General features: G+C 54.2%; 28 protein-coding genes and 2 tRNA genes. 5 read left to right on the top strand and 25 right to left on the bottom strand.

Annotated features, from left to right (window positions below; translation table 11 throughout):
• Positions 1-11: 11 nt before the first annotated feature.
• From ACK2JC_RS23615 to ACK2JC_RS23600, 4 genes are all read right to left on the bottom strand, one after another.
• Positions 12-959, bottom strand: coding sequence for a class I mannose-6-phosphate isomerase (locus tag ACK2JC_RS23615; RefSeq protein WP_320936523.1), 948 nt, complete (start codon positions 957-959; stop codon positions 12-14).
• A gap of 175 nt (positions 960-1,134) precedes the next feature.
• Positions 1,135-1,605: a PTS sugar transporter subunit IIB gene (locus tag ACK2JC_RS23610; protein ID WP_320936522.1), complete on the bottom strand. Its 471-nt coding sequence runs from the start codon at positions 1,603-1,605 to the stop codon at positions 1,135-1,137.
• Between the two features lie 2 nt (positions 1,606-1,607).
• Positions 1,608-2,972 (bottom strand): BglG family transcription antiterminator, encoded by a 1,365-nt coding sequence (locus ACK2JC_RS23605; RefSeq protein WP_320936521.1) that lies wholly within the window; start codon positions 2,970-2,972, stop codon positions 1,608-1,610.
• Entirely contained in the window at positions 2,954-3,526 is a 573-nt protein-coding gene (locus ACK2JC_RS23600; protein WP_320936520.1) for an HTH domain-containing protein, read from the bottom strand. Before ACK2JC_RS23600 ends, ACK2JC_RS23605 begins: the two co-directional genes overlap by 19 nt.
• Positions 3,527-3,745: 219 nt before the next feature.
• Between ACK2JC_RS23600 and ACK2JC_RS23595 the strand changes: the two genes are divergently transcribed.
• Complete coding sequence (locus ACK2JC_RS23595) at positions 3,746-4,246, top strand: pyridoxamine 5'-phosphate oxidase family protein (protein WP_320936519.1); 501 nt, start codon at positions 3,746-3,748, stop codon at positions 4,244-4,246.
• A 173-nt stretch (positions 4,247-4,419) separates the two neighbouring features.
• Here ACK2JC_RS23595 and ACK2JC_RS23590 read toward each other — a convergent pair whose 3' ends face one another.
• The 7 genes from ACK2JC_RS23590 to ACK2JC_RS23560 form a co-directional block, all read right to left on the bottom strand.
• Positions 4,420-5,250, bottom strand: coding sequence for an alpha/beta hydrolase (locus ACK2JC_RS23590; RefSeq protein WP_320936518.1), 831 nt, complete (start codon positions 5,248-5,250; stop codon positions 4,420-4,422).
• A 94-nt stretch (positions 5,251-5,344) separates the two neighbouring features.
• Positions 5,345-6,718 (bottom strand): MATE family efflux transporter, encoded by a 1,374-nt coding sequence (locus tag ACK2JC_RS23585; protein WP_118756235.1) that lies wholly within the window; start codon positions 6,716-6,718, stop codon positions 5,345-5,347.
• Between the two features lie 350 nt (positions 6,719-7,068).
• The gene (locus tag ACK2JC_RS23580; protein WP_320936517.1) at positions 7,069-7,767 is read right to left on the bottom strand and encodes a metallophosphoesterase; all 699 of its coding nucleotides are present in this window, start codon (positions 7,765-7,767) and stop codon (positions 7,069-7,071) included.
• Between the two features lie 71 nt (positions 7,768-7,838).
• A complete protein-coding gene (locus tag ACK2JC_RS23575) occupies positions 7,839-8,198 on the bottom strand; it encodes a YccF domain-containing protein (protein ID WP_092368001.1) in 360 nt (119 codons plus the stop codon).
• 13 nt (positions 8,199-8,211) lie between these two features.
• Positions 8,212-8,484, bottom strand: coding sequence for a hypothetical protein (locus ACK2JC_RS23570; RefSeq protein ID WP_007714143.1), 273 nt, complete (start codon positions 8,482-8,484; stop codon positions 8,212-8,214).
• A 263-nt stretch (positions 8,485-8,747) separates the two neighbouring features.
• Positions 8,748-8,835: transfer RNA gene (locus ACK2JC_RS23565), tRNA-Ser, on the bottom strand.
• Positions 8,836-8,839: 4 nt separating this feature from the next.
• Positions 8,840-8,923 (bottom strand) — tRNA-Tyr (locus tag ACK2JC_RS23560).
• 166 nt (positions 8,924-9,089) lie between these two features.
• Between ACK2JC_RS23560 and ACK2JC_RS23555 the strand changes: the two genes are divergently transcribed.
• On the top strand, positions 9,090-9,518 hold the full coding sequence (locus ACK2JC_RS23555; protein WP_024735385.1) for an NUDIX hydrolase: 429 nt from the start codon (positions 9,090-9,092) through the stop codon (positions 9,516-9,518).
• Positions 9,519-9,627: 109 nt separating this feature from the next.
• Here the strand turns inward: ACK2JC_RS23555 and ACK2JC_RS23550 are convergent, their stop codons facing one another.
• Entirely contained in the window at positions 9,628-10,038 is a 411-nt protein-coding gene (locus ACK2JC_RS23550) for a DUF3788 domain-containing protein (RefSeq protein ID WP_107434883.1), read from the bottom strand.
• A gap of 190 nt (positions 10,039-10,228) precedes the next feature.
• Here ACK2JC_RS23550 and ACK2JC_RS23545 point away from each other — a divergent pair, with 190 nt between their 5' ends.
• From ACK2JC_RS23545 to ACK2JC_RS23535, 3 genes are read left to right on the top strand one after another with little or no spacing between them, the layout of a single operon-like run.
• Positions 10,229-10,777: a TetR/AcrR family transcriptional regulator gene (locus ACK2JC_RS23545; RefSeq protein ID WP_276851813.1), complete on the top strand. Its 549-nt coding sequence runs from the start codon at positions 10,229-10,231 to the stop codon at positions 10,775-10,777.
• A 14-nt stretch (positions 10,778-10,791) separates the two neighbouring features.
• Positions 10,792-11,475 carry a hypothetical protein gene (locus tag ACK2JC_RS23540; protein ID WP_302326207.1) on the top strand — a complete coding sequence of 228 codons (684 nt, stop codon included), beginning with the start codon at positions 10,792-10,794 and terminating at the stop codon, positions 11,473-11,475.
• 14 nt (positions 11,476-11,489) lie between these two features.
• A complete protein-coding gene (locus ACK2JC_RS23535) occupies positions 11,490-11,903 on the top strand; it encodes a DUF2871 domain-containing protein (protein WP_368271518.1) in 414 nt (137 codons plus the stop codon).
• A 72-nt stretch (positions 11,904-11,975) separates the two neighbouring features.
• Here the strand turns inward: ACK2JC_RS23535 and ACK2JC_RS23530 are convergent, their stop codons facing one another.
• The 13 genes from ACK2JC_RS23530 to ACK2JC_RS23470 all read right to left on the bottom strand — a co-directional run bounded on the left by ACK2JC_RS23530 (position 11,976) and on the right by ACK2JC_RS23470 (position 26,264).
• Positions 11,976-12,446: a GNAT family N-acetyltransferase gene (locus tag ACK2JC_RS23530; protein WP_320936516.1), complete on the bottom strand. Its 471-nt coding sequence runs from the start codon at positions 12,444-12,446 to the stop codon at positions 11,976-11,978.
• Between the two features lie 49 nt (positions 12,447-12,495).
• Complete coding sequence (gene prfH / locus ACK2JC_RS23525) at positions 12,496-13,083, bottom strand: peptide chain release factor H (protein ID WP_276949464.1); 588 nt, start codon at positions 13,081-13,083, stop codon at positions 12,496-12,498.
• Positions 13,084-13,092: 9 nt separating this feature from the next.
• On the bottom strand, positions 13,093-14,166 hold the full coding sequence (locus ACK2JC_RS23520) for an RNA ligase RtcB family protein (RefSeq protein WP_118756243.1): 1,074 nt from the start codon (positions 14,164-14,166) through the stop codon (positions 13,093-13,095).
• A gap of 381 nt (positions 14,167-14,547) precedes the next feature.
• The gene (locus ACK2JC_RS23515) at positions 14,548-15,243 is read right to left on the bottom strand and encodes an MBL fold metallo-hydrolase (RefSeq protein WP_320936515.1); all 696 of its coding nucleotides are present in this window, start codon (positions 15,241-15,243) and stop codon (positions 14,548-14,550) included.
• 34 nt (positions 15,244-15,277) lie between these two features.
• Positions 15,278-16,609: an MATE family efflux transporter gene (locus ACK2JC_RS23510; RefSeq protein ID WP_411337902.1), complete on the bottom strand. Its 1,332-nt coding sequence runs from the start codon at positions 16,607-16,609 to the stop codon at positions 15,278-15,280.
• A 311-nt stretch (positions 16,610-16,920) separates the two neighbouring features.
• The gene (locus ACK2JC_RS23505) at positions 16,921-17,841 is read right to left on the bottom strand and encodes an alpha/beta hydrolase (RefSeq protein WP_302326212.1); all 921 of its coding nucleotides are present in this window, start codon (positions 17,839-17,841) and stop codon (positions 16,921-16,923) included.
• Entirely contained in the window at positions 17,841-19,088 is a 1,248-nt protein-coding gene (locus ACK2JC_RS23500) for a helix-turn-helix domain-containing protein (protein ID WP_107434873.1), read from the bottom strand. Before ACK2JC_RS23500 ends, ACK2JC_RS23505 begins: the two co-directional genes overlap by 1 nt.
• 3 nt (positions 19,089-19,091) lie before the next feature.
• Entirely contained in the window at positions 19,092-20,585 is a 1,494-nt protein-coding gene (locus tag ACK2JC_RS23495) for a histidine kinase (protein ID WP_118756248.1), read from the bottom strand.
• Complete coding sequence (locus ACK2JC_RS23490; protein WP_320936513.1) at positions 20,582-21,538, bottom strand: sugar ABC transporter substrate-binding protein; 957 nt, start codon at positions 21,536-21,538, stop codon at positions 20,582-20,584. Before ACK2JC_RS23490 ends, ACK2JC_RS23495 begins: the two co-directional genes overlap by 4 nt.
• A 3-nt stretch (positions 21,539-21,541) precedes the next feature.
• A complete protein-coding gene (locus tag ACK2JC_RS23485; protein WP_007714206.1) occupies positions 21,542-22,537 on the bottom strand; it encodes an ABC transporter permease subunit in 996 nt (331 codons plus the stop codon).
• Positions 22,534-24,093, bottom strand: coding sequence for a sugar ABC transporter ATP-binding protein (locus tag ACK2JC_RS23480; RefSeq protein WP_320936512.1), 1,560 nt, complete (start codon positions 24,091-24,093; stop codon positions 22,534-22,536). The genes ACK2JC_RS23485 and ACK2JC_RS23480 overlap by 4 nt, the downstream gene beginning before the upstream one ends.
• An 85-nt stretch (positions 24,094-24,178) precedes the next feature.
• Positions 24,179-25,387 (bottom strand): substrate-binding domain-containing protein, encoded by a 1,209-nt coding sequence (locus tag ACK2JC_RS23475; RefSeq protein ID WP_092365349.1) that lies wholly within the window; start codon positions 25,385-25,387, stop codon positions 24,179-24,181.
• Between the two features lie 268 nt (positions 25,388-25,655).
• Positions 25,656-26,264, bottom strand: coding sequence for a metallophosphoesterase (locus tag ACK2JC_RS23470; RefSeq protein WP_368271595.1), 609 nt, complete (start codon positions 26,262-26,264; stop codon positions 25,656-25,658).
• Between the last annotated feature and the right edge of the window lie 89 nt (positions 26,265-26,353).

Below are 26,353 nucleotides of genomic sequence, written 5' to 3'. Positions count from 1 at the left end.
ATTCCCCGTTTCTACACATTTTTGTAAGTCATGGCCCCCAGATCCACATTTCCCCGGATGGACAGCGGTCCGAAATTGCATGGCACGAACACCGTCTGGCCCTTCCTTATAGGCGTACCGTTGATCTCGCCCTCCCCGTCGATACAGAAGAAGAACACGAACTCCGGCAGTTCATAGGTTCCCTCCTTCTCCACCTGTACCCTAAAGGAGGTGAACACGCCCGGGATATCCACAAAGGTGGAAATACGGCAGCCGTCCTTTTCCTCCACCACCGGGTCCAGACCCACGTTCTTATCGTCTGGAATATTCACAGTGTCGATCACCTTCTCCACGTGGAGCGGCCGGTTGTCGATATTGCGGTCATAGTCGTACAGCCGGTAGGTGATGTCCGAGTTGGTCTCAAAGGACAGGGAAATGCAGTCGAAATCCGTGGGCTTATTGGGCGAGCCGTGGATGGTGCCCAGGGGCGAATAGGTGTACTGGCCCTTTTTGATTTCCACCACCCGAAGCAGCTTATCCCACTCCTTCGCCTCCACCATGCGCCGGAATTCCTCACGGGTCTGGGCGTTGTGGCCCCGGATCGCCATGCGGTCGCAGTCCCCCTGAACCAGGATGGAGCACTCCACCTTGCCCCGCTCCCCCTCGTGCTCCAGGCAGTAGGCGTCATTGGGGTGAAGCTGGATGGACAGCAGCTCCACGTTGTTCTCCGAATCCATGCGGATAGGGAAATCCTCCCGATTGCAGCCGAACAGCTCCCGGTGGTTTTCGTAAAACTGCGACAATGTCTCCCCGGTGCCCACTACCTCGTTGTCCAGCTTGTGGCTGGGCAGGGCGATCACGTGGTACGCGATGGCGATATTGGGGATATCCGAGTTGTAGCCGTACCGGCCGCGCAGCGCCTGGCCTCCCCAGTATTTGGCCTCGAATACCGGATTTAAATAGTAGATTTTCTTTTCCACGACAGTCCCTCCTACGTGTTGGTTGGTTATTTGTTACTCACAGTATAGGAAAAATGCCGCCTTGGTTCAAATACAGTTCTGCACGATTAATCGTGCAACATTTATGTACGAATTCGTCAGAAAAGGCAGGAGTCTCCCCCTGCCTTTCGTGATTTTATCTAATTTCATTGGAGATTCAACCCAGAAACGGGCTCAGATCGATGAGCGGGTCGTCGTATCCATACCGGCACTCCAGCTGTATCCCGCTCTGAATCATATTTTTGCACCATTCCAGCTCTTCCTCGTCCAGATAAATGTGAGGGCTGCACGCCCTGGAGCCCCGGTGCTGGCGTACCGCCCCGATGCTCACCCGGCGGATTCCGGGGCAGCCTGCCGCGATCTGCCAGGCGTTCTCGATGCTGCCCACCAGCACCAGCAGATTCTCGTCCCGGTGCTCCTCTGCCAGGCGCTTGATTGCGGCCTGGACGGTCAGAATCTCCTGCTCCACCCCGGCCGGTTTTGACAGCTTTAAGATCACCTGGCTGAAATTGTCTGCCACCAGGCGGTCGTCCGCGATGATCAGCCGGTCTATTTTCATTTTCTTGATCCACAGGTAGGTCACCTGCCCGTGGCAGAGTTTATCGTCCACCCGAAGTAAAATCCCCATATTCAGTCCTCCATCGGCTCGCTCATGAACCGCATCCATTCCCGGTCATCCCACTGCTTTTCCATGATATCCTCCCCCTTGCAGTTCGTCATCCACTTGGAAAGGATGTAGCACAGGGTCTGTAAATCCGGGTCCCGGCGGTCCGCCGTGTCGGCCATCACCAGAATCTTGGCCACCTCCATGTCCCAGATCACCGGCCGCTCCAGCACGCCCAGGAAAAAGAAGCCTTTCCTGCACCTGCGCCCCGGATCGTGGACGAGGATCACGCCGTTGCCCACCTCCAGGCACTCGAACCCCGGCTCCTCCGGCCCCTCCGCCGGAAAAATGTCCCGCTCCGCCAGAATATCCCGGAGGTTTCGCAGAATCTTTGCCGGCTCCCTCCCCTTTAAGCAGGGCGTGACGCAGCCCGGCGGAAAGTAGGCCGCCCAGTCCAGACTGCGGGTCTTGTGCCGGTAAATGGCCCTGCGGATCTCCTGGATATAGGTCCGGTCCCGGATCATCACCACCTCCGCCCCGGCCGGCTCCTCCAGGCTGCAGGTGCTGACGCAGATATCCACAGTTCCCCGCTCCCGCTGGAACAGATCCCCGTAATCCACGATCCGCACCTCGTAGTCCTCCTCCAGGAACGCGCCCCGGACAGCGTTGAAATACATCACGGTCTCCGCCCGGCCGCCTCCGTTGTACACGCCGATGCAGATCCGTTTTCCGCTGCGGCTCTTGAGCAACGCGAAGCAGAAGTAGATCGCCAGGTACTCGAACTCCTGGGCGTTCACCCCCACCTGGTAAAAACGCCCGATCACGTCCGCCACAATGTAGGTCAGCTTGATGGAAAACAGGTAGGAGGAGGGCTTGTCCAGCACCTGGGGATAGCGGAAGCTCATGTGGTTTTTCAGCCGGATGATCATCAGCGGAATGTGCTGGTACAGGTAATGGCGCAGCTCCTGATCTTGGGAGAAATCCACGCCGTACTCCTTGTAAATCTCCCAGAAGCACTGGGAAATGCACTGGTTAATGCGCACCCGCTCCTGGTCCGTCAGTGGAATCTCATCGTAAATCCGCTTAACCCGAAGGTGCATGGCGTAATAGATCACCTCGTCGTCCGGGATCACAAAGTCGTAGGCCTCCTCCAGGGCCTCGGTCAGCCGCTTGGCCGCGGCGTACTCCACCGCGTCCCGGTATTCCGCCTGAAGGGCCTCGTCGGCCTCGATGAAGTTGTAAAATCGATACCGGGTCAGGGCGATAAACACATGGATCACCAGGTTGGACAGGGAGGCGTCCGACAGCACGATGGAAAACTCCCGGCAGACCAGCCGCAAAATGATTCGGATTCCCTCCACCTCCTGGCGGTTTAAGCCGTCCCGGAACACGTTCTCCTCCTTGCCGATGTGCTTTTCATTGTGGAAAAAAACTCGGAGATGGCCAGCCGCTTGTTTAACTCGCTGCCCTCCAGGCGGACGTTCCCCTTCTTCTCCATCACCAGTTTCAGATTCCGCTTGGCCAGGATGATCCTTGCCTTCTGTAAATCCCGGACCACCGTGGGCTCGCTGACGTAAATCTCATCGGCCAGCTCCCCCGTCTCTAAGGGATAGTCCACCACCAAAAGCTTGCGGATCAGGTAGTAAATTCGCTCGTTGGCGTCCTGGGGCACTTTGTAGAAGCGCCGGAGCTCCGAATCGTCCATCATAAGGCTCAGCTCCGACAAATCCGCGTCCTCCCCCTGCTCCAGCCGGTAGCCCCGGTTGGGCACGGAGCGAATCTGCACGCCGCAGTTCTCCACCAGCTTGTTTAAAGCCGCGATATCGCTCTTGATCGTCCGCACCGACGCCCCGGCAATGGCCGCCAGCTGCTGGGCGGTGATGTAGTCCTCCCGCTCCAGCAGCGTGTTCAGAATAACCGCTTTCCGTTTCTCCAGCTGCGCCATGGTTTCCCCCCACGCTCCTCTCACATTTTCTCAGATTACTATAACATTTTTTTGCGGAAAAGGACAGTGTTTCCGAAGGCGGCGGAGGCGGGTACAAAATCGGTAACAAAATTGACGCACTGCTCCGTTTGTGCTAAACTCATTACAAATTCATGTTTCAGACTGCCGGCGGGCAGGAAGATAACAGGCATTCATTATGATTTAAAAGGAGAATTCCACATGTTCAGAGAAATGAGAAGAAAACGCCAGCTGCTGCCCCAGGAACAGGCTCTGGAGATTCTGGAGAACAACACCTCCGGCGTGCTGGCCCTGTCCGGCGACGGCGGTTACCCCTACGCGGTGCCCATGAGCTACGTTTACAACGACGGAAAGATTTATTTTCACTGTGCAAAGGCGGGTCACAAGATAGACGCCATCCGCAGCTGCGACAAGGCCTCCTTCTGCGTGACCGGCCAGGACAACGTGGTTCCCGGCGAATACACCACCTATTTCCGAAGCGCCATCGCCTTCGGCAGAATCCGGGTGATTGAGGACGACGCCGAAAAGCGCAGCGCCATCGAGTGTCTGACCGCCAAGTACACGCCGGACGACGAAAAAGGCCGTATGGAGGAGATCGACAAAGAGTACCGCGCCCTCTGCATGCTGGAATTAGTCATCGAACACCTGACCGGCAAGGAAGCCATCGAGCTGGTCCGAAAACGCGAGGCCGATACGCAGTAAATGCGGCCCGCCCTGCGAAAAATATTCACATCTCAGACGTGCGCCCCATTGGCGTATCACGGCAATGGGCCGCAGGCTGCGCCAGCAGTCCATTTGATTCGGAAAAGGAGCCCAGCGCTGAAATAAATCGCGCCGGACTCCTTTTATAGTTCCATAATGGCATCACAGTTTCCCTACGGCAGCCGGTTCAAAAATTCCTCCAGCAGTCCGTTCCATTTCTCCGGGTACTCATAGAACATCAGATGGCCGCCCATGACCTGAATCTCATAGCCGGGCAACTGCTGTTCCACAAAGGGCCTTGCCACATCGGCCCAGTGCTCCGCGATGAACATCAGACTGGGCATACCAGCGCCCACCTCCCTGGCGGTTTCCAGGAAATTGGAAAAGATGGCGTCGCAGAACAGGGCTTTGCAGACCCAGTAAGGCGTCCGCCCGGAGATATCCAGCAGATATTCCAGCTCCGCCGGTTCCATCTCATGCTGAATCATCACGCCGGTGGCGTAATCGCTGAAAAACGCCCTGGAACCCTCGGGGCTTGTCAGGTACTGGGTTGCCACCTCGGACAGCTCCTCCATGGTCCCCTCGGTCCACCACCTGGGATCAGCGGACAGGGGCAGCGGAGACATGTCGATGGTCACCGCGCCCCTCAGCTTCTCCTTCCCAAACTGGCGGATGTAGCTCCACACCTCCAGATTTCCCGTGCTCCAGCCCACTAACACGGCTCCGTCTAACCCAAGGCCGTCCATAAGCGCGGCCAGATCCCGCCCGTGGGTCATGTAATCGTTACCGTCCACCGTCTTGGCCGACAGGCCCTGCCCCCGCGGGTCGATGGCGATCACCCGGTAATTTCCGGAAAAATACTCCAGCTGGGCCTTAAAAATCTCCCCCGAAAAGGTCAGCCCCGGAATGAACACCAGCGGCCTTCCCTCCCCCTTCTCCAGATAGTGCAGCTCGATCCCCGGCGACACGCAGAAATACTTACTCTCAATGCGATCCTTTGCCATATGTACCCCTCCTTAACCTTTAGAATATACCTCTATTCTATCATGTTGCGGGGGCGGCCTCAAGGAAATCCGCGCGGACTTGATCCATTTCCCCTCACTTCTTCCCCGGAGCGCCGCCGATCAGCTTTTTAGCCGTCCATTTCCCGCGCAGGAAATAAACGGCCCCCACAACCGCGGGCAGAACCGGCGACACGGCCTGGCCGATATACACCCCGGCAAATCCCATCTGAAGGGGAAATGCCAGCAGCCAGCACACCGGGAGGCGCAGGATCATGGCGTCTAAAAACGCGTTGCACATGGCGATATTGGCGGACCCGACGCCGATGGCAAAAGAATCGAAGGTGTACATGACGGCATAGACCAGACTGTTTACGCTGCAGCAGATCCGAAGGTAAAGCACCCCGTCCCTGACCACATCCGCGCTGGACGGATCGAACAGCATGATCAAATGTTCGGAACCGATCTGAACTGCGGCCACCGCCGCGAATGTCACGGCCAGGTTCAAAATCAGGCCGCTCTTTGCAGTTTTCTTCACCCGGTCCACATTTTGAGCGCCCATATTCTGCCCCGCCATGGTGGTGATCGCCTGCCCGATGGCCCAGCAGGGCATCCCTGCCATGGTGTTGATCTTCAGCCCGATGCCGGAGGCCGCGGCCACCGAGACGCCGAATGTATTTAACATTCCCGTGATGAGCAGGTAGGAAATGTTCACCACCGCCATCTGGACCGCGGTGGGCAGTCCCACCTTTAAAATGACAGCCAGCTTTTCTTTTCGGACAGCGAAGCTTTTCAGTTTAAAGTCGAACAGGAACTCTTTCCGCCTCAGATAGACGACGGATATGACCAGGGATACCCCCTGGGAAAAAATAGTAGCGTATGCGGCACCCTCTGTCCCCATCCTCAGAGGTCCCACCAGCAGCAGGTCGAGACAGATATTGACCGCCGCGGCCACTGCCACAAAATACAGCGGGCTTTTCGAGTCCCCCAGCCCCTTCATCAGGGCGCAGACCGCATTGTAACCGAACACAAACACGGTCCCGGCGCAGAGAATCCGCATGTACCCGCAGGCGTCCTCCATGGCCTCCGCGGGCACGCGGAGGAGCGCAAACACCGGCTCATAGAGGAGCAGACCGGCGGCCGTGACAAGAATTGCCGCGATAAAGGACACGCTGAACAGAGTCCCCACCGTCTCCCTCTGCCCCTGCTCGTCACCGGCCCCCTTGTATTGGGCCGCCAAAACCGTTCCGCCCATGGTCAGGCCGATGCAGATGGAATTGATGATAAAGCCGATCATGGAGGCATTGCTGATCGCGGCAAGGCCGGTCTTTCCCACAAAACGCCCCACCACAACCATATCGGCGATGCTGTAAAGCGATTGCAGCAGATTCGCCCCAAACAGCGGCAGCGCAAAACGCAGCAGCTTCCCGGGAACATTTCCCGACGTTAAATCCTGATTTCTATGTTCCATTTCAAATAATCCTTTCAGAGTGTGATTTGGCACAATAGGGCGCAGGCGCCCCACTGCGGGCAGCAAAAAAACCGCAGACAAAACACTGTCCGCGGCCTTTGATCCAACCCTTTTCGATTATCTGAACGGCAACACAAATAAGGCTCTTAAATCCGTTAACTCCGGTTTAAACAGCCCCGCCTCTCAAAAAACATCTCAATCCGGTCGGGCTCCACACAATGTTCTGTCTGATTGAATTGTGCAGAGCCGGATACAATACAAAATTTTCCAAATAACACTGTGTTCACCCCTCTCTCATTCTTTGTTTCATTATAAAAATATTTCCCGCTATTGTCAACCGTGCCGCGCCGTCAATCCAAAATCCGCTCTGGCCGGAATTTCAGGTAATCGGAGGAGACCAGGCGGTACTCCACGCCCTCCACCTCGCCCATAAGACTGTCCTGATACCGGGCCTGGCCGTGGCAGTGGGAGTAGACCACCTGCTCCGCCCCGTACTCCTCCGCCATCCGCGTGAAGCCGCTCTCCATCTCCCCGATGCTGGTGGGCGGGTAATGCAGGAACATGATAAACCGCAAAAATCCCTCCGCTGCCGCCATCTCAAAGGACATACGCAGCCGCTCCAATTCCCGGTTCACCAGCTTCTCAAAATGCTCCGGCGTTTCCCGCCCCTCGTCGCAGTACCCCTTCGTGCCCACCAGTGCGCAGTCCTCATAGGCGTAAAAGTTGTTCTGCAAAAAACACAGCCGCCCGGCGTACTGTTCGTTCAGCCGGTAGGTCTTTTTGGCGTCCCAGAACATATCGTGGTTGCCCCGCAGCAGAATCTTCTTCCCCGGCAGAGCGGCGATAAATTCCAGGTCCGCGGCGCATTCCTCCAGGTTTCTCCCCCAGGAGTGGTCCCCGGTCACCACCACCGTGTCCTCAGGGGCCACGCGCTTTTTCCAGTGCTTCTCAATCCTCGCCACATGGTTTTTCCACTCTGCCCCAAATACCTCCATGGGTTTATTCACAGTAAACGACAGATGCAGATCGCCGATTGCGTACAATGCCATTTGACAGTCCTCTTTTCTTACAGTCCTCTCTCCCCGCCAAGCGGGCCGGTGGAGCGGATGTCTCCCACTCCTTAGACAATCTCCGCCCCAAAGGGCATAAGCGCCAGCTTTGCCAGCTTAAACTGCTGCAACCCAAAGGGAATCCCGATCACCGTGACGCAGAGGACCAGCCCCAGCGCCAGGTGTTCCAGAGCCAGCGGAAGGCCGGACACCAGCAGCCAGATCACGTTCAGCAGAAAGGACACCGCTCCGCCTCCGTAGCGCACCTCCTTGCCGAAGGGGAAGAAACTTAAAGACGCCAGCTTAAAGCACTGCATCCCCACCGGAATCCCCACAATCGTGATACACCACAGGCAGCCCGCCAGACACCAGCTGAGTCCGCTGATGGCGCCGCCGAATATAAACCAAAGTAAATTTCCCAGACAACCCATTAAAAGCCTCCTTTCAGGCCGGACGCTCCAGACAGAAAAGTTTCTTTCCCCCGGTGCCGCACTGCACCACCCGGAAATTAAACAGATTTCCGTCCGTCCAAAGCTCCATTGCGTCCAGAATCCTTGTGACCGTGGACCGGTTCATCACCCGGTCCTTGTCAAACGCGAAGGCCGCAAACTCCCGGTTCACAAAATCCGTGATCTCCGTAATCGTCAGCGGGTGCTCCCTGGTCGCATGATTTTCGAGTATATTCATAATCAGAAGTGGAAACATGGTCTGATGCATAGCTGGTCTACCTCACTCTCCGCATCAAAAAAGGGCCGCCGGGCCCCCGTGTTTCCAACAATCGGTCAGAGGACGCCCTGGCAGTGATGAAAAGTTACGCCAATACGTCCGCTGCCGCAATACGATCCATAGGACCGACTGACGGCACCGGACTGCCCATAACTCGCCCTGTTTGCCTTGCATAATTTGACGATCATCACAAACGCTCTCCTTTCCGATTTCTTGCTCATAGTATACACAAAAACTGCCTTCCTTGTCAATCACGCAGATGGAAGGATTCGAACCTTCGGACCGGTTACCCGGTCAACTCCTTAGCGGGGAGCCGCAATCGGCCATCTCTGCCACATCTGCCCAGTGGAGAGGGGCGGACTTGAACCGCCAGAGTCCGTAGACACCAGATTTACAGTCTGGCCCGCTTCCAGTTACGGTTTACCTCTCCGTTTTGCCTTGCATGTGTTTGTCATGAACGTAATATAGCATGGGGAGGTGTGCAGATTTGCGCTATTTTTAATTATTTTAAAAATATTCCGATTTGACAGACGTGAGACAACGGATTAAACTGAAAATAATACATTACGAATCGTTCACATGGGAGGCTCTGGAAAATGGTAAACGTAAATTTTTATGAAACAGTAAATGATCCGCTATTTAAGTTTGCGGTCATTATCGCCAAAACCGGCGGAAAATGGGTACTCTGCAAACACCGTGCCAGAACCACCTACGAGTTTCCGGGCGGACACAGAGAGCCCGGCGAACGTATTTTGGATACCGCCAAACGGGAATTATATGAAGAAACCGGGGCAACCGACTTTGAGATCACCCCGGTATGCGCATATTCCGTGACGGACGGGGATCCTTTGAACGCCCGGGAAATCTTCGGAATGCTGTACTATGCCGACATAAAAACCTTTGAGGCGGAGCTCCACAGTGAAATTGAATCCATCCTCATCACAGAACATCTGGCCGATCATTGGACCTATCCGCTGATACAGCCGGAGCTGCTGGCGGAGGCTAAACGCAGAGGTTATCTATAATTCTGCCGCGTGTTCCATATCCGCCTGCAAAATTCCCGTTCCAACCAACCGCCCAGGTCCGTTTTCCATCTTCCGCTCCCTCCCCACAGCTGCTAAAATAAGTCGAATCCTACGAACACTTCACCGTCAACAAAACCTGTATATCCTCGAACTGTTCCGGCCCGGCGACCCGATAGTGGATCCAGCCGCCGTCACCGCAGGGATACTTGTGGTCGATCAGCTCCCGGGTATCGGCCCGGAGCTGCCCGTAGACGGATTTGTACTGCCGGTCCGAAAGGCGCAGCATCACAGTGAATCCGTTGTCCTCCGCAAACACATTGCACAAAAGCTTCCGCTTCTTCCGGTGCGCCACGCCCCATCCATACTGGTTCCCATAGGGGAATACAATCTGCTGCTCCGTTTCAAAAGTTTTCCCCAGCCATTGATTCAGCAAAATAAACCGTTCGCCATTTTCGCCGCAATAATCCGCCATCGCTTCCAGGCTCGGCTTGATCTGTTTGTCGAGCATTCTCTCATACATCGCTTCTCCTCCTCTGCGGGTTTCGTCCTCATGAGCCCCAAAATCCCCGGCTTATGCCCTATTTTATCACAGAGACGCGTTCTGATTAAGCGTTTTATTTATGAACGTGTTCATTTAATATTGACAAAACATCCTTCCGCGCATATACTATACATGAACACGTTCACTTACCAAATAAGAAGGTGATAGGATGAGAAAGAAAGACGACACCTTGCGCGATACCCTGCTGGACTGCGCGCGCTGTGTGGCGGACGCCGAGGGCATCGAGGCGGTCAATATCCGCTCCATCGCCCGGAAGGCCGGGATTGCAACCGGAACCGTTTACAATTACTTTGCAAATAAGGACGAAATCCTTCTGGCGCTCACGGAAGCTTACTGGAAACAGGCGCTGGGCGAGCTGGGGGACGCCATCACCTCCGATTCCTTCTGCGGCCAGCTGGAAGAAATATTCGCCTTTTTGAGGGACCGGATCGACCGCTCCGCCGGGCGGCTCATGGGCAGCCTGGTCAATGTGGAGGCGGCGGGCCTGGGCCGTATGGAATCCATGCAGGCGGCTCTGGAACAATCGCTGGTCCGACGGATGGAGCTGGACGGGCGGGTTCAAAGGGACGTCTGGAACGAAACCTTCACCAGGGAACAGTTCGCCCGATTTCTAATGATGAATCTGACCATGCTCCTGAGGATTCGGGCGCAGAATATTGATTTTTTAATAGAACTCGTCAAACGGACGCTTTATTAAAGGAAGGTGAATTCATGACCGCACAGGCAATCGCCGAAACTGTTTTTGACATTCTGTATCTCAGCTTTGCACTATTTTCAGGGCTTATTATGGCGGCAAAAGGCAGAAGCCCCATGGTGAGACGGGCGGGATGGATGGCCGCGCTTCTGGGAGCGGGCGACTCCTTCCATCTCGTGCCCCGCTCCTACGCCCTCTGGACCAACGGTTTGGAGGCAAACGCCGCAGCGTTGGGCTTTGGGAAATTTGTCACCTCCATCACCATGACCGTCTTTTACCTGATTCTTTATTATATCTGGCGGGACCGATACCAGATCCGTGGGCGGCGGGGCCTCACGGGAACCATGTGGCTGCTTTCCGCCCTGCGCATCGCCCTCTGCCTGCTTCCGCAAAACCAGTGGCTGGCCTACCGCCCGCCTCTTCTCCCGGGAATTTTGCGCAATGTCCCCTTTGCAATCATGGGGATCCTTGTGATCGTCATGTTTGCCCGGGAAGCCAAGGAACACAGCGACCCCGTTTTCCGTTTTATGCCCCTGGCCGTTGGTCTCTCCTTCGGCTTCTACCTGCCGGTGGTACTGTTCAGCGGTATCGCGCCGGTTGTGGGCGTGCTGATGATCCCAAAAACGCTGGCCTACGTCTGGATCGTCCGGATGTGCTGGCAGCTCTACCGGCAGCCCAACGGACGGCCGGCAACCATATGAAAGGAAAAACCACAATGATAAAACGCTATCTGAACACTGCTATACTGTACGCGATTCTCGCCATGATCTTCGGAGTCTTTTACCGGGAATTCACGAAATTTAACCATTTTACGGGCAAGACCAATCTGTCCGTCATGCACACCCATTACTTTCTCCTCGGCATGTTTTTCTTCCTGTTTTTGATGCTGCTGGAACAAAACTTCGGCTTTTCCAGCCAGCCGAACACCGGTAAGCTCTTGGTCACCTACCAGCTCGGCCTGAATATCACAGCCCTCGGCTTTTTGATGAGAGGGCTGACCCAGGTATGGGGAACCGCCCTAAGCCGCACAATGGGCGCCTCGATCTCAGGAATCGCGGGGATCGGGCACATTCTCATGGGCGTGAGTTTGATCCTGCTGCTGCTGAAAATCAAAAAACAAGTATCTTAACAACAGACTGCAGGCCCTGGTCCGGTCCCACAAAATGGTTACCGGATCAAGGCCTGCTTTTATTTTACCCGCTTATCCAATCAAATTTCCGTTCCATGCTCTCACCATAACGTCCTCGCCGTGGATATCCTTCTCCCCGATAAACCGGAAGCCGTACTGTTCATACAGCCGGGTGGCCACATCATTTCCCTCGATCACGCTGAGATAGACGTCTTTTTCCGGATACTCCCGGGAGAGGCGTTCCAGCAGCGCTTCCAGCGCCGTCCTGCCATATCCCCGGCCCTGAAACCGGGCGTCGATCAGCAGACGGTCCAGCCAGAGCCGCCCCTCGGGCGGGTACTCCTCCCGGAAAAATCCGTACATGGAAAATCCCACCGGCAGGTCCCCGTCATAGATTCCCACCGGCCGCCATCCGCCGTACTCCCCGGCTTCCTCCATACACTGGGCTACGGTCTCAATGTAGCCCTTCTGGCCGGGCAGCACGCCCAGACGCAGTATTTCCTCCCGATTTTGCGCTGTCACAGGTTCCAAATGCAGTTTCATCAATGATCGTCTCCTTTTCCGATTCCATTTTCAATTCTGTTTCCCGGCCTCACCGCCGCCTCACAAACTCCCTGCCCTCGTAAATCCGCACCGGGTTGCCCCGCTCCAGCCGGTTGTGCTCCATCCAGGCCAGCTCCTTCTCTCTGCGGGCGCACTGCAGGTCGCGGTCCGCCAGGATGTCGCACAGCCGGTTTAATGCAATCTGCTTATTCATGTGCTGGCTCCTGGCTTCCGTGGACACCACCGCGATGCCGGTAGGAATATGCACTACCCGCACGCCGGTCTCCACCTTGTTGACATTCTGGCCGCCCTTTCCGCCGCTGCGGAAGGTCTCGAAGCGCACCTGCATCTCCTTGCTGGTTCTGGGAACTTCTTCCAAAATGCTGACGTCGATGTACCAATTTTTCCGTTTATGCTCCGGCCGGAGCGGGCTTTTGCACACCCAAAGCACGCTGCCCTCCAGCCCGGACAAGTCCGCCTCCGCCTCCAGCACGACAGAGGAGAATCCTCCCCTGCGCCCTTTGACGCCGCTTATCATCTGAATACCTTCCACCTCCCGCCGCAGCGCCTGATAAAACAGCCCCACGGCCAGCTCGCACTCCTCCGGCCCCTGGCCGGAACTAATCTGTATTCTCATATCCGTCACCTACCCTTTGAACGTAATCAGCGGACGCAGGGTAGCGACCACGCGGATGAGGCCGTATTCCAGCAGGGAATCGATCACCTGCTCCACGTTTTTGTATGCCTCGGGCGCTTCCGCAAACAGCAGGTTGGTGTCGTGACAGACCACATGGCTCTTATATTTGGTGCTGCGGATGGAATTGCGGTCGTATTTCTGGTCGATACGGCTTTTGCAAATGCTTCTGGCCCATTTCCGGCCCGCGCCGTGGGAGACGGAGTCCAGGGAAAACGCCGTGTCCTCCCCGGGCATGCAGACATAGGTCAGGCTGCCCCGGGACCCGGGGATCACCACCGGCCCCTGTTTGGTAGACACGCTGCCCTTGCGGTGAAGCCAGCCCTCGGGCCGCCGCTCCACGTAATTGTGGCAGCTCTGGACCACCGGTACCACGGTGTCGTCCACCCCCAGATAATCCAGCAGCTTTTCAGCCACCGCCAGCCGGTTCCGGTCCGCCCACAAAAGGGCCCGGTCGTGCTCCGAACGATAGGCCAGAGCCTGCTCAGAGTCTTCCCGGATCCCTCCAGGATTATAAAACCGGGAGAGAATATCCTGGCCGTAGCCCCGGGAGCCGGAGTGCACCAGAAGGAATACCTGGCCGTCCATCAGCCCCAGCGCCTGGGCCATTTCCGGGTCCGGGGCATTTTCCAGGCACTGAAACTCCGCAAAGTGATTGCCGGAACCGATGGTGCCGAAGTCCCGGATCGGGCACTCCTCCCCGTAGGGATTCCCGCTGGGGATATCGGACAGCTCCCGGATGGAATTCAGCCGGGTCACGCACCGCTCCACCTTGAAGCGTCCCCGGCGGACGCCGGTGGAAAACAGGCTCATGCCGCAGCCGATGTCGTTTCCAATCAGGTGGGGATAAAACAGGCCCTGGCTCAAAACCGCCATGCCCACCGGGGTTTTTCCAGGATGGAGGTCCGGCAGGCCCACGGTTTTCACCACTCCGGGGAGGCGGCTCACGCCCGCCAGCTGGTCCTTGGCCGCCTGCTCCACCCAGTTTTTATGGTTGCTGATCAATATTAAATTTTCTTTCTCCAAATCAAGTTCTCCTTCATAAGTCTCAGGGCCAGGTCCATTTCCCGAAAAAAAGGGTACAAAAAAACACGACAACGAGCCGTGTGCAAAAAAAGCCTTCTACACCTGTCCCTGCCAAAATTTACGTGGTTATTGAATTTTTACCTCTCTTTTACCGTTTGCCAACATAACAACCACTCCTTTTCTTATGAAGGACTCGGGTCCTTCTTGATCTACGGTTTACTATATACGGAAAATGGGGAAATGTCAATCCTTAAATTGCTCGAGCATGGTGAATTTGGGCAAGGGCGCGCAGCAGCTTCGCTTGCGGAGCATTATTTTCAGGGCGGCAACAGCGGCCCTTGCCCGGGATTGCGTGTAGCGTTGTTATTCCTGTTGATACGGTCAGCTCTGTAATATTCCATAAAGATATTCCAGCAACTCTCCCTTTTTCAAAGGTTCTGTATGGCTTAAAACACAAAACTCGCAATTTGTATCCTCTATCATCATTATTAGTTTTTTTAACTTACAATGATCCATAAATCCCCCATTGAAAAAATCCTCGCTTGTCGAATCTCCTAAAAAGAGGACCTTTTCTTCCGGCACATAAATACATACCGCATCTTCTGAATGAGGAGATACTGTTTGAAATATTTTAGCAGTCAATCCGCCCAGATTTAATATAATCTCCTCCCTGAATTCGATATCTGATAAAACAATATTCAACGATTGCTTATTATGATATTCCCTTTTAAAACAGGGATCCGCCGTTTTCAGTTTATCAATATACTGCAAATCAACTGCTTTTTGTTGCTCCTTTCGCAAAAATTCATTTGTCCGGCAGCAGGCTATACTCGCGCCTTGAATCTGGTGCATTCCAAATGTATGGTCATAATGCCAATGGGTAATCGCTGTAAAGTCAGGCTTTTTTAATCCCGATTGGTTTAAATGTTCATAAAAATCATTCACATGATTGTCAGAATATCCGGCATCAATGGCTAATGACATCCTGCTTCCTTTTAAGTACGCAAGCATCGGACGATCCACTTCCGGTTGATGTGGGTCATAATAAATTTTATCGGTTAATTTTTTTAATCTCATTCTTTATACCTTTCATAAATTGCGCGTTTCGTTCTCACTGTTTCTGCCAGGCAAGCACATGCCGCTTCCGCATCACCCTTCCAACATACAACATCAACATAACGCCCCAGGACGCCGCCTCCGCGTATGCGATGATCATATTCCCGCAGGACGCCGCAAACCCGTAGGAAAACAGGATGCGCGAGATCAGGGCCAGAATTCCCGCCAGACTGGAATATACCACGTCCCCGATCCCTTCCAGATACCCGCGGATGGACATGCAGAACCCATACACCACGTAAAAACTCGCGATCCGCTGGAAAAAGTTCCGGCCGATTTCCGTGACCGCGGCGCTCACGCCGAACATGGCGATCAGGGGGCCGCCGGCCCGGATGACCAGAAATGTCAAGGCCAGTGAAACCGCCGTCATCATGGCTGTGCCCGCCAGGACAACCCTGGGAATCTGCCGGTGTTTTCCCACCCCGTAGTTCTGGGCCACAATAGTGGAGATGCCGGAGCCAATGTTGATCATTGGCAGAAAAATGATGGTGTCCACCCGGTACGCCGTGGTAATGGCGGCCACCGTCTGGGTGCCGAATCCGTTCATGAAATTCTGCAAAATCAGATTTCCGAAGGCGTTGACGCAGGACTGGACCATGGGCGGAAGCCCCAGATGAATCCCTGCCTTCACAGCCGCCCGGTCCACCGGGCAGCGGAAAGGATGAATCCGCAGGAATTCGTATTTTCTGCTGTAATAGATGATATACCCCGTCATGGCGGCCTGGGAGACAACCGTGGCGATGGCCGCGCCCTTCACACCCATCTGGCAGAATGCCACCAGGATCACGTCCAGAATCATATTCACAACGGACGAGCACAGGATCGAGAAAAACGGTGCCCGGCTGTTGCCCGCCCCGCGCAGGGCGGCGGCGTAGACGTTGTACACCGCCATGACCGGGACTCCGGCCAGAATAATCTGCAGGTAATCCTCCGCCATAACGATGGTGTCCGGGGTAGTGTTCAGCAGGCGAAGCAGGGGATACGCGCACAGGATTCCGATCCCCGCCAGCACCAGGAACACCGCGCCCAAAATCATGGAAAAGGAGGACAGCGTATTCCGGATCTCCTCCAGCCTGCCGCTGCCATAGCGCTGGGCAAACAGCACCGCCAGCCCCAGGGTGAAGCCGTTGACGGCCAGCAAAAACAGTCCGCTCACCGTACCCGTGGCTCCGATTGCCGCCAGCGCCTCCTCACCGGCCACATTTCCCACAATAAAGGCGTCCACCCAGTTGTAAAGCTGCTGCAGGATTCCGCTGAGGATCAGGGGAACGCAGAATTTTACCAGTGTGGCGATGATATTTTCCTGTGTTGTCTCCTTATGGCGCATGAATGTCCGTTCCTCCTCAAAAACAGAGGCGTTCTTTCGCTACCATACGGCCTGGATGACCGTACCACAGGGGTAACTTTCGAACGCCTCGCTACTTTTCAGATCAATTTTTAATTTATTTTACTTTGTCAGCAGCCGCCAGGGCTGATGATAAGGGATACGTTTCCTTGATTATACTTTGTCACCAGCCGCCAGGCTGATGATAAGGAATGCCTTTTCTTATTATAACAATGAATACCGCTGAAGTCAACAATACAGCCCAGCCTCCGCTCCCCCAGCGCCGCCCTCAAAATCGGCCGTCCTGCTGCCTGCTATACGGTATCCCCGTCCCTGCCGTCTCTCTTCATCATGCGCCGGAAAAATCCGCACTCCTCATCATTGCACAGCTGTCCCTCCGCCTCCTGCACGGTCAGGTGAAATACGTGGTAGAGCGGGTGCTCCTGATCCCCGTAAAGCTTATACTCACAGTACACGCCAGCCTCTTTCAGCTTTTCCCTGAGCCTGGGCGCCTGATCCATACAGAAATCTCCCACTGCAGTCATGAGGTACACCGGCGGGAAACTGCTGTTTACGTGATCCGTCACATTGATCAAACGGCGCTCCCGCGGAGAGCCCTTCTCCGGCAGCAGATCCCCCATGAGTTCCAGATTCATAACCCCGCCCTCATGTTCCTCCTCTGTCAACGGCTCATACGCGCCGCAGTTCATCCCAATCGCCCTGGGGATAAATCCCTGAGGCGCCTTGAACGGATACCCGGCAGCGTACTCCGGGGAGGTGCAGATGGCGGTATACAGCCCCAGCAGATGCGCCCCGGCAGAATCCCCCACCATGAAAATATTGTCCATATCAAATCCGTAGGTTTCACAATTCGCATAAACCCACTCCATCACTCGGTTGGTGTCCTCCAGCTGCGCGGGAAATTTGGATTCCGGCGCCAGCCGGTACGAGAAATTCACCACCGCAAATCCCCTCCCGGCCAGCGACATGCAATAAAACTGGTACAGCTCCTTGTCCCCGTATACCCAGCCGCCGCCGTGGATGCTCACAATCACCGGAAGCCGGTTTCCCCGCTCACTTATGGGGCGGTAAACATCCAGACGGTTCCAGACCGGATCCGGCCCGTAGGCAAGACCGTCAAACCGCTCAACTGTTTCCGGTGTGGTAAGCCCCGCGTCCCGCTTCGCATCGTTAACGCTCCATTCCGCTCTCATTCGCTTACTTAATTCTGACATTATGTTCCCCTCTCTGATTCTGTTCTGAGCAATTCCTGCCTGTATGCCCCAATGGTTTTTCCCACGTTACGCTTGAACACCTTGCAGAAATACGTGGTATTGATATACCCGCAGCGGTCTGAAATATCCTTGACGGTGAGATTCTGATTCCGGCATAGCTCCTTCGCCCGGTCCATGCGCACCGCCGTCAGGTACTCCACAAATGTTCTTCCCGTCTTTTCTTTAAAAATATGGCTCAGGTAATAGGGACTGATGCCCACGCTCTCCGCGCAGGCCATCAGGGAAATGTCCCGGATAAAATTGCTCTCAATATATTGTTTGGCTGTTTCCACATAATCTTTTATCTTATCGGCATTATCCGCCGGCAAATCCGGCCGGTCCTTGTGGTCTTCCCTGAGTTTTGCGATACTCTCCCGGTAGGAGCGCGGCATATCGGAAAAGGACGGGTAGACAGTTCCCACTCCATAGAGGCATTCCGATCCCGTGCGCTCCATAAGCGCCCGGGCGATGAGCTCCGCCAGCCCCGCGCACCAGCTTCTCTGCTCCTCACGGTCTGAACGATCGGGAGCAAAGAGCAGCACAACGATTCCGTCGGATGTGACGGTGGCCAGAAAACCACAGATACCGTCCAGTATATTTCCTAACTCCCGATTCAGTTCCCTGGCCCCCATCCGGCCCGGCCTTTTGATGAGAAATGTTGCGATACATCCTCCGGAAAAATTCAGCCCATTGATGTCCAGGTAAACCTTAAAGTGTTCCTCATCGCATTTTTCCGAAAATATCGACATCAAAATTTCGCTGCCCAGATAAGGGTTCACCACTTGCAGCGCCGAATCCAGATTGCTCTGTCTGCTGTTTTTCTTCCGCTCAGCCTCCACAGCCCTGCACAGCTCCGAAATCGCCCGGATCTTCTCGTCCTGTTTGCCTGGTTTCAGGATATATCCGTCGGTTTTCAGGTCAAGCGCTTTCTTCACATACTCAAAATCGCTGAACGCCGTATTGATGATAAAACGGGTTTTACAGCCCTTGCTGCGCATAAGCTCAATCACCTCGATCCCGGACAATCCCGGCATCCGTATGTCCACCACTGCCAGGTCCGGCTCCAGACGTTCCAACAATTCCTTCAGCTCCACACCGTTTTCAGCCAGCCCGGTCACCTGGATGTGCGGAAAATTCTTTGCCACCAGCATCTCCAGGCTTTTGAGCACCAACGGCTCGTCGTCTGCAATCACCATTGTAAAATTCATAGGTCACCCTTCCCGCTGAAGCAAAATCACAATTTTCAGTCCCGGATCCATCGTCTCTATTTCAAATTTTGCATGCCCGTTGTAAAACAGCTGGATTCTGTGATAAATATTCCGCAGCCCGATGTGCATGCCGGAGGATCCGTTATTTTCAAAATCCTCGTAGATCCGGCGGATCTGCTGGGGCGTCATGCCCACTCCGTTGTCCCTTACCTCCATGCAGATATGATCTTCGGTCTGGAACACCCGGATCCACACGCAGCCGCCGCTCATTTTCATGGCAATCCCGTGCTGGATGGCGTTTTCCACAAGAGGCTGGAGAATCATGCAGGGCATCTTAAAATCAAGGCAGCGTTCGTCCACATCAAAGAAATACGAGTACCTTCCTCCATACCGGTATTCCTGAATGGCAACATAGTCCTTCAGATTTTCCATCTCTTTTTGCAGCGTCACGGTCTTTGAAATATTGTCCAGGTTATACCGCAAAAACGTGGCCGTGATCTCCATTAACTCCGCGCACTGGTCTGCATTTTCGATGCGCGCCAGGGAGGAAATCATATTCAGGGTATTGAACAGGAAATGGGGGTTAATTCTGGACTGCAGAAAATTCAGATGGCTTTTCTGAAGCTCACTGTAAATGCGCAGGTTTTCAATCTCCAGGGCAGCCAGGCGCTCCTTAATATCGGCGTTTTCCTCAATCTTTCGCATCTGATCCCGGATAATCTCAATCATGTGGTTGAACGCCCCCGCAAACTCGTCGAACTCGTCATTGCTGCCCACCTGAATCGGTTCCGCCAGGGAAATATTCTCCCGCATAGAATTCACACCCGCCATCATTTTCCGGATGGAACCGGACACCTCACGGATCACCTTATACAGGTAAACACTGCAGATGAGTCCCATCATAGCCATCAGCGCCAGCTGAAACGCAGCAGTGTATCTCTGCAGCCGGTCCAGGCGCGCTTCCATCGCTCTCAGAGTACCCAGCTTTGCTGTATAGGTATTTTGAAACCGCAGATTGACATAGCCGTACACCTCCTGCAGCTCACCGTACTGCTGTTCCAGAGAGGTGTAATCCGCGTCCCTGCGTTTCTGACCGTTTAAATATTCTCCCAGATTCTCCATCAAGCTTTCACTTTTTTCGATGTACGTCTTGACGGTGTTGCAGGCATCGGACAGCTCCCGTTCAAAGCGCTGCTCAAGCTGAGCCTCGATCCCGGTTATCTCCTCCCGGACATTACCCGTTCCCCTGTCATAGGCTTTCGCTCCATCCGCGGAGAGATACAGGTAAGCCAGGTTGACGCTGTCATTGAGATCGTTGACCGCGGTTTCCAAACGGTTGACCGCCACCAGCTCCGAGGTGGCCCGGGAGTACCGGCTGGAAACATAAAAATTTTCAAACAGACCGGACACCAGGAACACCAGCACGAAAAATCCCATAATGATATATCCCATGGCGTATTTTTTCGCCACCGTATTAAATAAGACGGATTTTTTCATCGGCTGACCTCGTCGTAATGATCGGCGGACAGCCAATGGCAGTCCGTATAGATAACGCCGCCCGTGTAGCTGCCCTCCGATACATAATTTGCAATCTCCTCCACGATGCGGCGGCCCATCTGGTTCGTATCCTGTTTTACCACTCCCGCAAGCACACGGCTTTCCACCCCAGTGTACGCATCAAAGCCAACCACAAAACGGTACTCCGTATCCGGCCCTGTGAAGGCATGGCTCAGCGTCTGTCCGCCTGTGCCTTCCAGGCACACCAGAATATCCGCCTCATCGGACAGGCTGTGGTACTGATTCATAAAGGTAAGCCCGTCGTAATGGCTGTAGTTCACGCTGGTGATCTCTATGCCGGGATACCCGGCGATCACATCCCGGAATCCCTCCAAACGCTGCTCCAGGTTTAAATAGCCGGGTTCCCCCGTCACCACCGCAGCCCTTGCCGTTCCGCCTGCCAGCCCGGCCAGGTTCTCGCCCAGCATTCTTCCGGCCTCATAATTGTCGGTTCCAATATACAAGTTGCAAGGAAAATCCCGAATCGCCGTATCCACGCAGATGATCTGAATTCCCTGGTTCTGCGCCTCCAGAAGCACCTGGCGGAAGGTTTCGTCCTCATTTCCCTGGATCACAATCACATCCACCCTGGCGGCCACCTGCTGCTTCAGGATATCCGTCATCTGGCTGATATTGTAATTGAGCTGGGGAATGCTGATCTGGATATCAATATTGTAAGATTCTCCCAGCTCTGCTTCCGCCTCCTCAATTCCCTCCCGGATCAGACTCCAGTATCCATCGTCATTGTGGGGGAGAATAACCGATACCCTTGTGACCGGATACAGGGCTTCCTCCCTCCCGCCACAGCCCGAGAGCAAAATCGCCGCAAGGAGGAACGTCAGCGTCAAAAGCCCCACTGGACCGCCGCTGCCTCTTCTGTAATCTCTAAACATTTCCTATTTTTTGGCGGAATACTTGCGCATATCCAGGGCCACTGCGACAATAATAATCAGCCCTTTTACGATAAACTGCCAGTAGGAACTCAGTCCCACAAAGGTAAGGCCATAGTTGATCACGCTGAAGATGATGACGCCGAGAAATGCGCCCGGCACATTTCCGATCCCTCCGGCGAAGGAGGCGCCTCCAATGATACAGCTTGCGATCGCGTCCATCTCATACCCCTCCGCAAACGCCGCGTTTGCGCTTCCGGTGCGGGCCGCCAGCATACAGCCTGCGAAGGCCGCCAAGGCGCCGGAGAGCATATAAACGAACATATCGATCTTAAACGCGTTGATACCTGCTACCTTTGCCGCCTCTCTGTTACCTCCGATCGCGTAGATATTTTTGCCGAGCGTTGTCATATTTAACAGCACGAATACAAATATCATAACAAGTAACGCTACAATTATCAAGTAAGAGATCCCCATAAAGGAGCCGGTTCCGAACTGTACAAAGGACTGCTTGTAGCCTGCCAACGGCTGGGAATTGTTCGGCGCTTTCTTCAAAAACAGCAGATTTCCTCCGTAGATAATCAACTGCATTCCCAATCCGGCGAGAAAGGCCGGAACCCGGAATTTTGAGATGATAATACCGGTGACTGCACCCACCATCAGGCCGGCTGCGACCGACACGAGCATGGGAACGATGATCGGCAGCTCCCCAAGCCCGGGCCAGAACTTCAGGTAATAGTCGGCCTGCTGCGCCAGCGTGCCTGCGATCACCGCACCCAGGCCGGCCAGACGGCCCACGGTCATATCCATACCGCCTGCAATGATCACCACCAGCATCCCCATAGCCAGCAAAATCTTGGGCGCGCTCTGGATCAGCACATCGCTCAGCACCCTGGCTGACAGAAAGGACGGCGAGATAACCGCAATTATGACAATCATAATCAACAGACAGATATATAAAATATTGTTAATCAAGAATTTTGAAATGTTTTCCGATTTCATGGTTTCTCCTTTACATCTTCCGCGGTATAGGTGCTGGCCAGCAACATGATTTTTTCATCCGATATCTCGGAGTGCTCGATGATTCCCGACATATGGCCCTCGCACATCACCATAATCCGGTCCGACATGCCCATCAGCTCCGGCATCTCCGAGCTGATCATGATCACGCACTTCCCGCCCCGGGCCATTTCCTCCATCAATTCATAAATCTCATACTTTGCCCCTACATCGATTCCCCGGGTCGGTTCGTCCAGAATCAGGATATCCGGCTCCGACAACAGCCAGCGTCCCAGAAGCACCTTCTGCTGCGTCCCTCCGGACAGCGATTCCATGGACGTTTTCAGGGTTGGGGTCTTGACGGAGAGCATATCCACAAACCGTTTTGCCTCCCGTCCGCGCTTTTTCTTGTCCAGGAACAGGCCGTTTTTCCGGTATCGCCCGGGATTTACGTTCTGATCCACCACCAGCATGTTATCCACCACGGAGGCGCAGCCGATATTTCCCGTCTTTCTCCTGTCCTCTGTCAGCAGGGCCATTTTATGTTTTATGGCATCCGCCGGGCAATGGTTGTGAACTTGTGTTCCATTTATGTAGAGTTTTCCGCTCTTGATTTCACCCAAACCAAAAATAGCTTCCATGAGTTCGCTTCTCTGGGAGCCCACCAGGCCGCCGATCCCGAATATTTCTCCCCTGCGCACTGAAAAGCTCACATTCTGGAAGGAATGGGGACTTATGCTGGTCAGCCCCTCGACTCTCAAATAATCTTCGCTCCCGGGCTTGTGCGTCTTGGGCGGAAAGCGGTTATTCATCTCCCGGCCCACCATCCGGCTCACAATCGTATCTGTAGTCATTTCCTTTGCCGGCCAGGTTCCCACCAGCTTTCCGTCTCTCATAATGGTAATTTCATCGGAAATCTGAAGAATCTCATCAATTTTGTGGGAGATGTAAATCACTGCGGCGCGCTCCTCTTTAAGCTGCCGGATGATTTTAAATAATATTTCCGTCTCCGTCTCGGTCAGGGAGGATGTGGGCTCATCCATGATGATCACCTTGGCTCCGATGGACACCGCCCGGGCGATCTCCAACAGTTGGCAGTAGGAGGTGGAGAGTTCCGAGACCTTCTGTTTCGGGTCGATTTTGATGCCGATCCGCTCAAATACCTCCTGTGTATCCCGGACCAGCCGCTCCCGGTCCACCCAGCGCACCCCCGCCCGCTTCTTGTAGGGCAGGCGGCCGAGAAAAATATTTTCACTGACATTCTGGGTCCGCACCGGATGCAGCTCCTGGTGGATCATGGATATTCCCAGATCCATGGCATTTCTGGGGTTTTCTATCTCCACCTTCTCGCCACTTATCCTGATGGCCCCCGCATCCGGGGAATAGATTCCGTAAATGCACTTCATAAGAGTGGATTTACCTGCACCGTTCTCCCCCATAAGGGCGTGTACGGTGCCGGGCTTCACGCGCAGCGAAACGCCGTCCAGGGCCTTTACGCCGGGAAAGGTTTTCGTAATATCAACCGCTTCCAAAACATATTCCGCATTACTCATGTTCATTTTCTCCTCTTATCATAAAAGATCAGGCATAAGGAACCTGATCTTTTATGGTTCATTGCCTCAGAACACAAACTGCCTGCAATTATCAGAAGCTGGTATCGTTGATATCATAGCTTGCCTCTTCCACATTGTCCTTAGTGATGGAAATATAGTCGATCAGGATTTTGTGCCCTTCCACATGGACTCCGTCTAATCCAATGCTCTCCGTAGTGACCGCCTCGCCCTTCTCCAGCAGGTACATCAGCTTGTAAATGGATTTGGCAAGCTTGACCGGATTGTTCAGGCTGGTCTCCAGAAGTGTTCCGTTCTTAATACTCTCGCAGCCGGCCACTGTGGCGTCCACGCCCACCACCGGAATGGTGTTGCTCTCATCTGTGAAATATCCATGGGCCTGAAGCGCCGCGATTGCGCCCAGAGCCTCATCGTCGTTATCCGCAAGAATGCAGTCGATATCGTCGCCGTAATTGGCAATCAGTGCCTCCACGTTCGTCTGCGCCTCGGAACGGGAGAAATTGCACAGTACGCCGTTGATGGAATCCCCGCCTTTCACGCCCGTCACGTCGTCTCCGCCGATGTTTTTGCCCAGCTCATATCCCGCGCCCTCGATGGCGGCCAGACTGTAGGAGGAGCGGTTAATGGTATCGCTGAAGGTCTGCATTCCCTGAAGGAGTATGAAATCCACCTTACCGTTGCCGTTCCGGTCCCAATTCTCATGGGTATTAAAATACTCTACAATCGCATTTCCCATATTTTCGCCCGACTGGGTAGATACAGACGAGACGTACCACAGATTTTCATTCTGGGCAAAGGCGTCGTCGCTGGGGCTTGTGGTATTTGCAAAAATAGCCACGATACCATTGTCCGTACAGGTCTTTGCAATAGAATCGGCAGCCGGATTGTTAATGTTATTGATTACAAGATATTTGGGCTTCTGGGTCAAAAAATTGTTAAAATTGTTATCCTGGACCGTAATGTCGTTCTGGCTGTCTGCGTCGCTGATTTTAATGGTTCCGTCGGCTGCCGCAACGTTGCCCAGACACTGGCGGGCATTGGCGATAAAGGTATCCGCAAAATTGTACCAGATCACACCTGCCGTAGCCCCGCCCGCAGACTCCGTACCTGCCGCTGCCTCAGCGCCCCCTGACGTGCCGGCCGGGGACTCGGCTCCTGCGGTTCCGGCCGACTCCGCTGTTTTCGCCGCTTCCGTAGCCGCCGTGTTGGAGGAGCCGCAGCCCGCGATCAATGCGGAAACCAGCCCCGCTGCCACCAGTGCCCCAAACATTCTTCGTTTCATTTTGTTACCTCCCTTTTGAGTGCTTGTTTTTATGATCTGAAAGAAGTATAGCACAGCGGGGTTGGGGCTTAAATTCAAGATACTTGCAGACGGGGTTAAAATAATTGCGGTGAAGTCGGTGAAGGAATGAAACAAAAATGCACTTTTTTGCGAAACGCAAAAAAGTGCATTGAAAGGGGGTGTTGCAACGCTAGATGGATGACCTTTACCGGAGCAATTTCAAAACCATTTCCTACCTACGCTTCTCAAAAAAGTTCTTATTAAAATATCAAAAGCAAAACTCCTCCGTATTCTCAAACATTATCTCCACCCTGTCAACCTTCTTCTCCGTATGATAATGCCCACAATACCACTTCTGGTAATCCAACCTGTCCTCAATCCCATCCAGCCACTCTTCCGTAGACTTATCCACCTTACTCTGATCAATCCCTTTCAGGAACACCTCCACTGGCTCATATTTCAACGGCGTGGTATGGCTCAGCACAACATCCACCTTCCATCTCAGTTCATCCAGTTTCCGCTCCACATCCCTTTTAATTTCTTCCGAAGGCTGCTCATCCGGCCACCACCCATACCCATACATGAGCCGTATCATCTTATCCACACTATAAGCCCCGCCCATCACAATGGCTTTCTTCCCATCAAGTTCAAACACTTCCCCGTCCTTCGCAAACAGCAAATCCGGGTACTCTTCCTCATAATACACCTTACCACCGTGCCACATCTTTTCTTTATATGTCTCAATGGTATACGGCCTCTGCTCATGATTTCCATGGATTGCAAATATTGTAATCGGCAACGATTCCAGCAGTTCTTTCTTCCTCAGGTCACGCCACCCACCACTAAAATTTATCCCTGCATCTCCAAGTATGATCAATAATCCTCACGGCTTGTCCCAAACCGCACGCAGAACCGCTCCACCCGTTCAAACCGCCCATGTGTATCCCCTGTTATGTATATCACAAT

The organism is Enterocloster lavalensis, assembly GCF_046603895.1.
Taxonomy (GTDB): domain Bacteria; phylum Bacillota; class Clostridia; order Lachnospirales; family Lachnospiraceae; genus Enterocloster; species Enterocloster lavalensis.
Note: the sequence above shows the minus strand (reverse complement) of the source record. Positions and strands in the feature narration are given on the sequence as shown.